Source organism: Mycoplasmoides genitalium G37, assembly GCF_000027325.1.
Lineage (GTDB): Bacteria > Bacillota_I > Bacilli_A > Mycoplasmatales > Mycoplasmoidaceae > Mycoplasmoides > Mycoplasmoides genitalium.
In genome coordinates this window covers 70,492-84,073 of the sequence record NC_000908.2, presented here as the reverse complement: position 1 = coordinate 84,073, position 13,582 = coordinate 70,492, and the positions used below count along the sequence as shown (strand labels likewise).

Sequence of the window (13,582 nt, the reverse complement as noted above, 5' to 3'; positions counted from 1 at the left end):
GTATAAAAAAAGAAAGTCACTATTTTGTTTTATTTAATACTAGCTTTTACTGTTTTTTCAACAGTATTCACATACTTTAATTTTGTATCTTTACTATTTGAAATCATCTGATAAAGATGGGTGTTATTTTGTCTAGCAAATTTTGCATAAAAGTTAGTTGTATTGCTATCACCAAAGATCAAATCATAGTTGCTTTTATTAGTAGCAATTGATCTATTTCTAGTATTGTTCTTTTGAGGAACACGAAGAATTTGTCCAACGCCAATGTTACTCATTAAACTTACATCTTCTCCAAAATCTAAAACACCAAAATAAATACCTGCTATCTGTTTTTGGTTATTTAACATTAAAGTTCCTGAAGAACCTGGTCTAAAGTTAGTGTTTTGTAGAGCAAAACCTCTACCATATTGACGGTAACTTTTATTATGATAATTGAGTTTAAATTCAGGTAACTTAATAAATTCAATAATCCCTTCAGATGTACTACTTAAAGATTGATTTACTAGTAATTGACTTCCTGTAGAGTTTTCTGTTTTGTTCTGAATTAAAGTAGGAACTTCTCTGCTTAAGTCAATGGTACGTTGATCTTTGGTTAAAGTTTGAGGAGTATATTTTTCAGTATAACTGTTATTGTACTGTCTTCTTTGGTTCAAAATTAGAGCATCTATGCTACTCTCAACCAAAGGATAACCTAACATGTAAAAGTTGTCGTTTTTATGTTGATCTAGTTGTTTTTTTTCAAAGGAAGAGTTTCCTAGTTGTTTGTATGTTTCTATTGCTGGTTTAATAAATTCATTAAATACTTGATAATCGCGATGGTTAGTTAAGAATAAGGGAATTTCTATCACAGCAAAATCCGCATAAATATCTCTTTTATTATCAGTTGATAATGAATCTGTATAACTTTCATCCTCTCCTTGTGTTTCAACAAAGTTAACAGCAGCATAAGCAGTTTTAGGAATAGTAGAGGTTTGAATCGAAACAAACGCTTCTCTAGCATTGATAATGAAATTTAATTCACTAAAAATACTAGGATATGTGTATTTACCTATAGAAAAGAACCTAGTGATCTCTTCACTATTAAAAGCTTGGTTATTACTATCCTTGTTATATGGTTCATAGTCATTATTATTTCTTAAAGCATCTATCACATGGAGGTTAGTAGCTAAATAAACTTTAAAAGGATCATTTTTCTCAGGGTTATTTTCATCTCCTTTCCAATCAATTAACCAACCAGTACCATAAGTATTTCTTTTGTTGGAAGCAAAGTTTAATGAAAAAGTTAAGTCGTAGTTAATGTGATAAGGATCACTAACAGTTGGAATAGAGTTAATTTTAAACTGGGTTCTAAAGCCCCTGCGAAATTGTGGTCTAACAAAAGAACAGCCTGTTAAAAACAGCAGTGCTAATAAAAGCAAGCTAGAAAAACTCAGAGTTAGATAACGTCTTAACACAAATACAAATTGTTAGTTAATTATTATTTTTTGTCTTTGTAAAAGCTGATTGAAGAGTTAACAGATGTTTGAATTTTATTTCAAAGATGAGTTTGCTTTTCTTTTGCAAACTGTGCATAAAACTTGATGGTGTTTTTATCACCAAAAATTAAATCATATGATGATGGTGCACTGTGCTTACTATTATTAGTGTTATAAGTACGAAGAATTTGACCCAAACCTAAATTAACATTCCTGTTATTTCCAGTTGTTACATTAATCAGTGAACCAAAGTAAATACTTGTTAGTTGTTTTTCCTTGTTGAAAACAGCACTACCAGAAGATCCACCTGGAAAATTAGTATTATTTAAAATAGTGCCATAACCAAATAACTTATATTCAACATTGTGATAGCTTAAAGTAAAGCGTGATAAACCAGCATAATTTATTAAGCCATTTCCTAAATTAGTATCGGTAATCTGATCAACATTAATTAGATCAGTACCTTGAACATGAGTGAGTTTATCTTCATTAAAAGTTAATGTAGGAAGACCATCATCACGTTCAACATAAACTGTTCTTTGTTGAAGAGGTTGTTTTTGATAGTGCTTTAATACAGAAGTTTGTTGAGAAAACTTTCACTTTTCATCTTGACCTAAGATAAACTGATACTTATTGTTATTAGTAACAGGATAACCCAATAAGTAGTAGGTGTTATTAATATATTCAGCGTATGGGGTTTTAGCAAAAATATTTTCAACATCCCCTAGCTCCTTATAAGCTTGAACTGCTGGTCTAATTCACTCTTGATAAATCTTGGCATCATTAGCATTATCTAAGAATAAGGGTACCTCTAAAACTGCAAAATCAGCATAACTTTTTAATGTTCTTGTTCTAGGGAAGTTTGCAGTGCTTTGTTTTTTAGTTCAAAATCCACTCTCATCACTAGTTTCATGGTAATCAAAGTTAATAGGATCAATTCCTGCATAAGCAGTTTTAGGTAAAGTACTGGTTTGGATAAACACCATTGCATCTTGTTTTAAACGAGTTTGAACTTGGTAGTTCATCTCTTCTGGTTTGGAATTTATCTTAGGATTGGCAAACCTACCCAATAAGAATGATTGGGTTTTTTGATCAAATGGAAAACTAAGACCATTTCCATCTTTATTGTATGGTTGATAATCATGATCATTCTTTAAACCATCTATCAGATGTAAATTGGTGGCAATATAAGCAATAAAAAGCTTGTCATCTTGTTTTTCTTTTAAAGAATGATTACTTACAGAGGAAATAATAGAAGAACTAGCAATAGTTAATGTATTAAGATCTTTAGTTTCATCTCCTTTTCAGTCAATTAACCAACCAGTACCAAACTCTTGAGTTTTCTGATTAGTGAAATTTAAAGCAAAAGTTAGATCATAAAACTTTTCATAAAAATTGTTTTTAGGGACAGTATTATTAACATAACTGTTGTGATTACCAACAGTATTTCTTAAACTAGGAGTTGGGATATAACTTCTAAAAGAACAGGATGAAAGTAAGATGCAACCAGGCATAAAAATTGCCAATCCTGTTTTTCAAAACCTATACAACATTAAGATAATTTTAATTTCTTAGGGAAGTAAATATTTTCATTAACCTTTCCAGATTAAACCCTTTTTGCTGATAAACTTTATCTCCATCATCAGATTCACCAAAACTAAAAGCTCCTAAATGAGCATGGTTTTTAACATACTTCTTAAAGCAAAACCACTCATAGCTACTACTAGCTTCTATGGTGATAAGTGAACTGTTAGCATCAAATAAACTCTTTAGATATTTTTCATCTTGTTTTAAAAGTAAAGTTATATTGGGAACTGACAGAATTCTTACCTTTACATTTTGTTTAGTTAAAACTTTTTCAAACTCTATTGCAAGTTGCACTTCACTACCACTAGCAGCAATAATTAAATCAGGTTGTTTTCTATCCAAAAGGATATAACCACCCTTCAGTGTTTTTAAACTATCAGTGTTATCAATGGATTTTAAGGGTTGACGTGTTAAAACCAAAACAGTTGTCTGATCTTGACTTAAAAGACCATAGTTAAATCCAGCACAAGTTTCCTTTTCATCACAAGGACGAAATACACAAACATTTTCAATTGCTCTTAACATTGGTAGTTGATCATAGGGTTGATGAGTAGGACCATCACCCCCTACTTGATAAGAGTCATGGGTATAAACATAAAATACTGGTAAGTTCATTAATGCACCTAAGCGAATTGCTGGCTTTGAATAATCAGCAAATGCTAAAAAAGTACCACCCATCACTTTAATACCACCATGAAGTGCCATACCATTCATTATTGTTGCCATTGCAAACTCCCTAATTCCTATTTGGATATTTCTAGAACAAGGATTTTCATGGAGATTATCATCACCTATCTTGATAAAACAAGAACGTGATACATCAGCATTTAAGCAATACAAGTTGGAATTAGGATTATTAATTTGGTTTAAAAAATCTTTTAAATAGTTTCTAGTAGCACTATCTTTTTTTGCTACTTTCTTTTCATCTAGTTGGTTAAGATAAAGGGCTTGAAAATCACTGTCAATCCAATTAGTAAATTTTTTAAAAAGTGGTTTGTCTTTAAGAGAAATTAGCAAATTGTTGTAATCTTCTTTAATTTGTTTTTGTCTTTCAATAACAGTTTGTTTGAATCAGTGGTAAATACTATCTGGATAATTAAAAAAGTTAAAGTTAGTATTTGTTCTTTTCTCAAAAAGTTGAAAGTCCACTTCATTGGGAATAAACCAATGTCCTCCATACTGATCTTCAAGGTGGGTGTTTTTAGCAATAGTTGTTCTCACTTCAATAAAAGTTGGCTTATCTGATTGTTTGGCTTTAATAATAGCTTGATCAATATTTTCTAGTTGATCATCAGTATGGATGTAATTCCAACCAACGTTTTCAAACCTAACCTTTAGATTTTCATTAGCAACTTTTTTTACTTCACTATCCATTTGCACTCTATTTGAATCATGAAGCACAATTAGTTTATTTAATTTATATAACCCAGCAATTTGACTAACTTCATAACTAACCCCCTCCTGTAGATCTCCATCCCCAACAACCACATAGGTGTAATGGTCAAACAATTTATCACTTAGCTCTTTAAATTCATTAGCTAATAACTTTTGTGCTAACACCATGCCAACTGCCATGCCAAAGCCTTGACCTAAAGGGCCTGTTGATGCATCTATGAAGTTATTTGGAGCATATTCAGGATGGGAAGAAGTGTTAATTTGACCATGTTTATGCTGTAAGATCTCTTGTTTAGAAATAAGTCCGGCAAAATGGAAAATTGAATATAATGCCATGCTACCATGGCCAGCACTTAAAACAAAGCGATCTCTGTTGATCCACTTTGGTTGGTCAGGATCAAAGTGAAAGTGTTTAGTAAATAAACTAAATAAGATAGGACTTGCACCAATGGCCATGCCAACATGTCCTCCCTTAGCATGCTTAATAGCATTTAAAGTAAGGTGTTGAGTGGCATATAAGTATTTCATAATCTAAATTCAATGGATCTCTTCAACCTGTTTAGGATTTAAGTTCCTGTGTAGTGATTTTATTTTTCCATCTGCTACATAGATAACTAAATCAGCTAAGTTAGCAATTAAATTGTTGTGGGTAACAATAATCATTGTCGTTTGATAACGCTTTTTAATTGCTAAAAACTGTTTTAAAACAATTTGGGTCATCTCAAGATCAAGTGCCCCAGTAGGTTCATCACCAAAAATTAATAAGGGGTTTTTAGCAAAAGCTCTTGCAATGGAAACACGTTGCTGTTGCCCACCACTCAATTCATTAGGAAGCTTCTTTTGCAAACTATCCATCCCAACCGCTTCTAAAAGTGCATCAATGCTGATCCTTTTACTAGGATCTGGTTGAAGATTTGCTCCTATCTCAATGTTTTCTCTAACTGTTAAATTAGGTAATAAACCGTATTGTTGAAAGATGTAACCAACATACTTTTGACGGAATTTAGTGAGCTTTCTATCATTTAAACAAATCATGTTATAACCATTGACAATAACACTACCACTAGAAGCTCTATCCATCCCTGAAATAATGTTTAGTAATGTGGTTTTACCAGATCCTGAAGGGCCTAAAATCACAATAAAATCATGACTTTTAATGGCAAGATCAACTCCTTTAAGAACTGCATTTGTAGTAATGCCATTAGTGATGTATTTATACACATTTTTCAATTCAATAATGTTTTGATCATCAATTTGAGCTGCTTGTTGTTTTTGTCTTGGCGAGTTTAGTCAATTAACCTTTTTCACTTCATTTTTTAAAAACAAACGTTCGTTGCTATTAAACCAGTTATTTAACAAAATTTCTTGTTTTTTTTCACTTAAATTTTTAAGCTTGATTTTATTCAACAAGTTCTTCAATTCCCTTTCTCTTTGGGCTTTTAGTTGAGTTGTTCTAACTTTAAACTGGAGCGGTAAATCATCACTAATAGCAGTGTTTTTTTCTAAGTTATTAAACTGTTGTGTAGCTTCAAAAAGTTTCTTTTCAAAACTAAAACTAACTTTATTAAAAGCTAACTTATTATGCTCATTTAGAAATGAGTTGTAACTAGCAATAACTGTTTCAATCTGTTCATTAATAAAGCTAAAAAGTAAGCTTAGTGAATAATGGTTGTATTTGGTAATAAAAAACCTGTCATAATAACTTTCAAATGTTTCAGTGAAATTTTCTTTTCATTTAACAAAGCGTTTATATTCAAGGTTAGGGTTATAAATAATGGATCTTTTATATTCTTTTTTTAATTGCTTTAAACCCTTTTGAAGATAGTTTTGACTTTCCTCCAAATAATCAGTAGCTATCTGTAGAAATTCAGCTTCATTACTAGTGAATTTCTGGTTGGGTTTTATGATTTTGTTTAAAGAGAAAAAATCCATTAGGAGTTTTTGATTTCCTTGTCAATCTTAATTTTGTTCAACTCTAATCAATTCAACACAAAGGTAATTGATAAAACCGCTAGTAAAACTAACATTGAACCAATTGCACTTTCAAAACTTAAAAAAGCATCTAAAAAGATCGATGAGCTTGCAAAAATTACCTCATTATGTAGTGCAATTAGATAGATAGAAAAGGGGATAGAAATCAACAAACCAAAGGCAAATAAAGGGATGTATATTGATAAAAATGAAGCGAGAATTTTTAAATTGGAATATCCCAATGCTTTTAATCTAATAGCAATTTTTTTCAACTCTTGAATTAAGGTAGTTGAAACCAAAAGAATAATCAACATGATTATAGGAATAATCACTGCAATTACAACAGCTTGAATCTGCTTGGTGGTGTTAGCAATATTTCCAAATAAAGCGTTGTTAGCAGCAACATTGCTAATAAAGCTAATAGTAGAGTTGTAAGGTAAACCATTATAAACCCTTGCTAAGATAGCAACATATTCATTAACTTTACTAATCTCCAAATCAGTTGATATTCCTAATGCTTTTTGCAATTTTTGGTAATTTTCTTTCTTAGAAGAGTCATTACTTGAAGTTTGATTCATTTGACCATTCTTGTAATTAATGGTTTTTTTAATTAACTCAACAAGTACAGTGTTATTAGTTGAAAAACTACTAGTAGCAGGAAAAATACCAGATTCAGAAAATAGCGAAGTAGATTGAACAAAACTTAAAAGCGAATTAGCATAGAAGCTATTAAATGGAAGTTTTTTTACGAACCATTCATTGGGATATTCCAATACTTTAAAAGCAGTACTATAACTAGTGAAAAATTCAGGATCATGAGCGGAATTGTTAATCCCTACAACTCTAAAGGTAGCATTCACTAAAGGATCTTGATTAATGATCTTATTGTCAATCCGTTTGAAGCTGTTGTTAACTGCAATATTAATCTCACTACCTATTGCAAGTTGGTATTTTTTTGCAGCAGAATTGTTAACTATCAAAGGATCAAAAGAATAATTTTTAAACAATTCTTGATTAATAATGTGGTTGTTTTGATCACTCAAAACTGGACCTAAATTATCCACTTTATCTTTTCAATCTTTAATACCTTTAATCTTGATAGGAGTATTTTGATATTCACCATGAAGGGTTAAAAATCCATACTTAGGGGTGTCAATTTGTCCAGCAATTGTCTCTTTGGGTAAACCTATTACATTAAAGCTAAGTTTGTAATCTAATGGTGGTAAAGCATTGTACTTGTTGTAAAAATCTCTGATTGTTTGGGGGTTTTCAAAATCAATTGCATTTAAATCTTCATTACTTGCATTCCCACTCTTTTTAATTAATTCAAATTGACTGTAGAGAAATTTAGCAAAATCATCATTTAAAGTTAAGTGGTTTTGGGAACCGTTTTGTTCATTATTATTTTTTAATGCCTTATCACTGTCAATTGCATAGATAAATCTTTTTGTTAATGGATCTTGGGTTTGTTTAATGAATTGCGATCCTTGGCTTGGATTTATAGTAATGATTGCTTTTAAAAAATTTTGAAAAGCAGTGTTGGAAGCAGATGCTTGGTTAGTTGGCATTAATGTTTCACTTAACCTTCAGGGATTTGAAACAATATTGTTAAATCCCAATGAATAGTCTAAACCTATCTTGGATTGAACAATGTTTTCAAGGTAATTTAAATCATTACTAAAGCCACTAGCATCGCTTAAAAAATTAATTACTTGTTGGTTCTTTCAATCTTTAGATGCATCAACATTACTAATATCCATCCTTTTATTTGCAAGCTTTACACTACTTTCACTTCTTTTATCAGTTGTACCTAGTTCTGCAAATAACTGTCACTTCAATAAACCACTTTGTGTTGTTGCTGAAGCGAGTTCAAATTCATATTGGTGGTTCTGATTAGTTAAATTAGTTTTTGATTGAGCATTTTCAAAGCTATCTTTAGTTGCAAAACTAAGGTTTAAAATCATCATTGTAAATGAACTCATCAAGGTTAGAAAAACTAATTTTCAAGGAGCGTTAAATGCTAATGCTACTCTAAACCTGGTCATAATACCAAACCTAGCAAACAATTTCTTAGAACTAAGTCCTAATCTTGAAACTTTAAATTCACTGTCATGCTTTAAAATCTTTACAACATCCTTCTTTAAGATAATTGATCCCACTAAAAGCGATATACTACTCATAATTAAGATAACAAACAGTGAAAAAAACAACAATCCTACTACTGAAAAACTTGATGTTGCTGTTGGTATAAATCAATAGTTACTAAATAGATGAATAGCTACGTCTTGAAATCCAATTCCAAAGCTATATCCAGAAATAGCACCTACTATAGCAGGAATTAACCCAAAGATTAACAAGCTAAGGTTAATCTTTTTACCACTTAACCCATTTGCTTTTAAAATGCCAATTTGCTCAGTGTTTTTCTTTAAATAACTAATCAGGATTAAAATGCTGACAATTATAGCAACAGTTAGGATAGCAATAGTTAAAAACAAAGCCACTAAATTAATTGTGTTAATTAGATTAGGGATAAAAACTGTTCTTGCTGCTAATAAATTCAAAATATTAGTGGTATCAGAACTACTGTATGCAGCTTTAATGTTTGTTGGTCATGACATGTTTTCAACAGCTCACTGGTTGATAGTATTAAGATCACTTTCAAGATTAATCAATCTTGCTACTATTGCTGTTTCAACTGGATTTGTTAAAAAAGAGGAAAAAGTTCTTTCATATCCAGTTTGGTTAACATAGTAAAGTTGTTCATTTTCAATGTTAGGAACAATTAAAGATGCACTAAAAACAGGATAAACAAAATCTGGACTAATTCCAACCCCAATAACTAAATAATCGATATTATCAATACTGATCTTATACTTTTGATCAATTTTTAAAAATTCACTTTCAAATTGTTCAAGTGGTAGTTTTTTAATACTTTCTCAGTTGTTAATATCAGGATAAACTTCTTTACCTAATTGTTGTTGATAAGTTCAGTTACCAGGAGCGACTATTGTTTCATAACTACTAGGATCAAAGATAACTATCTGTTTTGTTAGGCTATTTTCTGTTCATTGTAAGGTTAATTGACCCCCAATATTAGTAAGCGTACTTGGAGTATCAAAGAGATTTTTAACCTGATTTGTTTCACTTGAATCTGGATTTGAAATTAACTTTTGAAGCTGATCTTTTAATGTTGTTTCACTCGCTTGAGCATAATCAAAAAGAGTTTGTAAAAATGCCTGATACTGCCCAGTTTTTAAAGTAGTACTTAAATTATCTTTACCCTTTGATTTAATTTCGTTAAATTGATTTAAAAAATTATTGAAATCACTTTGTTTGGAGCTAGATAAATTTTGACCATCAAAAATAACTAGGCTATTTACCAAATCATTAGGTTCTGATACTATCAATTTTTTAAAAACACTTTTGTCAGTAATATTAATAGCTTTATATTCCCGAAAAACAGCATTTAGTTTTTCAAGTTGACCTGAAACTAAGAGCTGTTTATCTTTACTTAATGCATTGTTAAGATTGTTAGCAGCAATAATTTTAGACTGATTAACTATATTGGTTTTTTCAGTCATTTCAGTTTTGTTTTGATAGCTAAAAGTTTGGGTTACTAATCCTTCATACAAAGAAGGGTTAGTTCTCAAGGCATTATTAATAAAACTTGTTCTTGAATCATTAGTTAAAGTTAAAGTAAAACTGTCGCTACTATTCTGAGAATTATTGGTCTGTTCTTGAAACTCTAATTTACCAAAGTCATAACGCTCATTAATGATGGCATTGCTTAATTTACCAGTGTGGGTGACATAGTTAAAAGCAGCGTTAAAATTATTAACTGTGTTATTTAACAACACAAAACCACCAACAGCAACAAAAATTAAAAAAGTTAACGCTATTAAAGCAATCTTAGCACTCTTTAAAGAACGAATAACATTTTTAATTAGGTTTAACACACTAATAAATTAGTCAGAGACAAATTTAAAAATCAGTTCTTTTAAAAAAAGACAATGTTATCTACAAGTTCCACAGCTTTATTTCTGTTTTCAACTAAAGCTGTAGCTAAATTACTTTGCAAACTCAAAAACAAGATTAAAGATAGCAAAGTAAGAAAAAAGATCATACTAAAGATTGTTAAAACAATCTGGATAGTTAAAATATTACGCGAATTAAGCTTAGGCTTTCGCTTTCTTTTTACCATCAAATATTAATTATAAATAGTAACTTTTTGGGGTTATAACACTAATTTTGTCTTTACTATCAACAACACCTAACTTACTAATTGTTGCACTTGCATAGTTAGTTGCTTTAATCAAAGCAGTTTTTAAATCTACCTTTAGAATCAAATTTGCTAAAAAAACTGCCAACAAAGTATCACCTGCTCCTGTGGTGCTAACTACTTGTTTAGGAGTGATAGAACTTACAAACAATAACTTATTCTGATCAAAAAGATAAGCTCCTTTGTCACCATCAGATAATAATAAGAGCTTACAGTAATGAAATTTTTTAATTGCTGCTATTAAGCTTTGTTGATCGTGAAAAAAAGTATTAATCATAGTTTGAAACTCATCAATGTTAGGTTTCATAACTAGTGGTTTAGACTGATTTAAAAGCGTTAACATTTTGCTTTCATCAACATCTATAACCACATTTTCTGTTAATGTAAAGACCAAGTTTAGAACTTTTTCTAAAGCTTCAAATTTAAATCTTCCGTTGATGATAACCAAATCATTATTCTTAACATTAGCTTTTAAAAAAGTTAACAATTCAGTTAGATTAGCATCTGTTATTAAAGGACTTAAATCATTAATTTCAGTAGTTTTTTCATCTTTTAATAACTTAAGGTTAATTCTTGTTTTAGTTTCAGAAATGAAGCTAACTATATTTAGATCATAAGGTTTTACCAACTCTAAAAATAAGTTTTTAGTGGGTTGTCCCAAAAAAGTAATGACAGTTGGATCAAAACCAAGTGATTTCATTACAATAGCAACATTAATCCCCTTACCACCAGGTATTAAAACACTATTTTTTTGCTTGTTTAAATCAACATAATAATCAATTGCGCAAGCGTAATTAACTATTCAGATTTTGCTTTCTTTGGTTATGTTTTGCAATCAAGTCATAGCCAATGATAATACTACTACCAACTATCATACTAATTATTAAACAAACCAATGCCAAACCAATGCCAACTCCAGTTTGTAATGTAGCTCCTTCAATCCCTTGTAAAGTAGTTTTTAAAAGTGCAAACACAAAAACACCGCCATGAGGAGCACGAATTGATAAGGCAAATGCTCCTGTTAATGCTCCACAAATTGCTCCAGCAATTAAGTTAGCAGTTAACATCACCTTAGGTTTTTTAACAACAAATGGGATAGCACCTTCACTAATAAAACTCAATCCCATCAGATAACAAGCATAAGCTGCAGGTAATTCCTGTTTATCAAAGCAGCTCTTTCGAATGGAAGCTGCCAAAGCAATTGATAAAGGAGGTACCATCCCTGATAGCATAGCTGCAGCCATCGAAATTGTTCCTGCATTTTGATTTTGTAAAGAAACAACACCAAAAACATAAGCTGCTTTATTAATTGGCCCCCCTAAATCAAAGCACATCATCAACCCAATTACAAAACCAAGTAAAGGTGCTAGGATAGGGCTGTTCATAATATTTAAAAACAGACTTAATCCATAGTTTAGATAAATTAAAGGAATGTTAATAACCCAAAATAAACCAGCAGTGAATAAAGTACCAAACAAGGGAATAAACAAGATGTTTTTAATTCCCTGCAAAGATTGAGGTAATTTTTTATAGATGTAGTTTTGTTGAACAATTATTAAGCAAGCACTCAAAAGTCCTCCAAAGATAGCACCAAAAAAGCCACTTGATACTTGTGATGGTGCTAACCATTCAATTGTTCCATTGGTCAGAACAATATTTAATAAAAATTGTCCTGAAGAGATTAAACCAACAACAAAACCAGGTAATAATCCCTGTCTTGATACCAATGCATATGCAATGTATGCAGATAAGATAGGAACAATTAAACTAAAGGAAATTCCTCCTAGCTTATTTAACCAGTTAGCAACAGGATTAATTGTGCCAAAGTTACCACCAGCATTATTAGCGTTATTTATATCAATTAGAAAAGAGAGTGCAATTAATATCCCACCAAAAACAACGAATGGTAGCATGTAAGAAACACCACTTAAAATGGCACGATAAATCCGCTTGTGAAAATTATTAAAGTTGAATTCCCCTTCACTTTCAGCTAATTGGGTTTGATTAGTTGGTTTAGCACTATTTGCAAGCTGTTTACCCTTTTGGTTTTTAATTAATTCATACACCTCATCAGGTTTTTTAATGGCTTTAGTAGTTGACACTTCAATCACATTCTTATTTGCATAAAACCTAGAGAAATCAATTAAACGATCACAAGCAAGAATAACACCTTTAGCGTTATTAATATCGTCACTTGTAAGTTGATTTTGTATCCCATCTGTACCTTGAGTTTCAACTTTTACATATAAGTTATGCTTTTTTGCAAATGCTTCCAACGCTTCTTTAGCCATGAAAGTATGGGCAATGCCAGTTGGGCATGCTGTTACAGCAACAAAGTCATACTCTTTTTTTGTTTCAACAGCTGGTTGGTCTTGCACTTTTTGTTGGTTAAAAAGATCAATTAGTTTAATCAAGCCGTTATAGCTAGTGACATTTAAAACCTTACTTGCAAATGTTTCATTCAACATTAACTTGGAAAAGTTACTAATGAAATCAAGATGCAAATTGGTTTTGTCAACAAGAACACCAATTAAAAATATCAATTTAACTGGTTTTTGATCTAATGATTGTCAATCTAAGTTTTTAACCTTAAATACAGCAACAAAAGGTTCTATAACACTTTGACTTTGTAAGTGAGGTAAAGCTAAACTAGTAATAATTCCAGTTGTAATCTCTTCTTCACGCTTTTTTAAAGCTTCAAATGCAACATTGTTATCATTGATAACAGCCTGTTTTTGTAATGCATTTGCTGCTTGTTTTAAAAACGAAAATTTATTTTTAAATGTTTTTTGGCTCCAGTTAAAAAATAGGGATGGTCTTAATAAATTTTTAAACATCTAAAGCGCTAATTAGTTGCATATTTATAATAAATTTA

The 13,582-nt window shown here is 30.7% G+C and carries 8 protein-coding genes; all 8 read right to left on the bottom strand.

Translation table 4 applies throughout. The annotated features are described in order from the left end of the window. Positions 1-29 precede the first annotated feature (29 nt). Genes MG_RS00360 through MG_RS00325 form a run of 8 tightly spaced genes read right to left on the bottom strand, consistent with a single transcriptional unit; the run spans position 30 to position 13,544 of the window. Positions 30-1,454, bottom strand: a complete 1,425-nt coding sequence (locus MG_RS00360; protein ID WP_009885731.1) for a DUF31 family protein — start codon at positions 1,452-1,454, stop codon at positions 30-32. Positions 1,455-1,477: 23 nt separating this feature from the next. Continuing rightward, positions 1,478-2,989, bottom strand: coding sequence for a DUF31 family protein (locus tag MG_RS00355; protein ID WP_009885730.1), 1,512 nt, complete (start codon positions 2,987-2,989; stop codon positions 1,478-1,480). 49 nt (positions 2,990-3,038) lie between these two features. Beyond that, positions 3,039-4,985: a transketolase gene (locus tag MG_RS00350; RefSeq protein ID WP_010869316.1), complete on the bottom strand. Its 1,947-nt coding sequence runs from the start codon at positions 4,983-4,985 to the stop codon at positions 3,039-3,041. A gap of 3 nt (positions 4,986-4,988) precedes the next feature. Next, entirely contained in the window at positions 4,989-6,389 is a 1,401-nt protein-coding gene (locus MG_RS00345; protein WP_010869315.1) for an ABC transporter ATP-binding protein, read from the bottom strand. Then, positions 6,389-10,384, bottom strand: a complete 3,996-nt coding sequence (locus MG_RS00340; RefSeq protein WP_010869314.1) for an ABC transporter permease — start codon at positions 10,382-10,384, stop codon at positions 6,389-6,391. The genes MG_RS00345 and MG_RS00340 overlap by 1 nt, the downstream gene beginning before the upstream one ends. 41 nt (positions 10,385-10,425) lie before the next feature. Continuing rightward, positions 10,426-10,629, bottom strand: coding sequence for a hypothetical protein (locus tag MG_RS00335; protein ID WP_009885728.1), 204 nt, complete (start codon positions 10,627-10,629; stop codon positions 10,426-10,428). Positions 10,630-10,639: 10 nt separating this feature from the next. Next, positions 10,640-11,551, bottom strand: coding sequence for a 1-phosphofructokinase (locus tag MG_RS00330; RefSeq protein ID WP_010869313.1), 912 nt, complete (start codon positions 11,549-11,551; stop codon positions 10,640-10,642). Further along, positions 11,502-13,544 carry a fructose-specific PTS transporter subunit EIIC gene (locus MG_RS00325; RefSeq protein WP_010869312.1) on the bottom strand — a complete coding sequence of 681 codons (2,043 nt, stop codon included), beginning with the start codon at positions 13,542-13,544 and terminating at the stop codon, positions 11,502-11,504. Before MG_RS00325 ends, MG_RS00330 begins: the two co-directional genes overlap by 50 nt. Between the last annotated feature and the right edge of the window lie 38 nt (positions 13,545-13,582).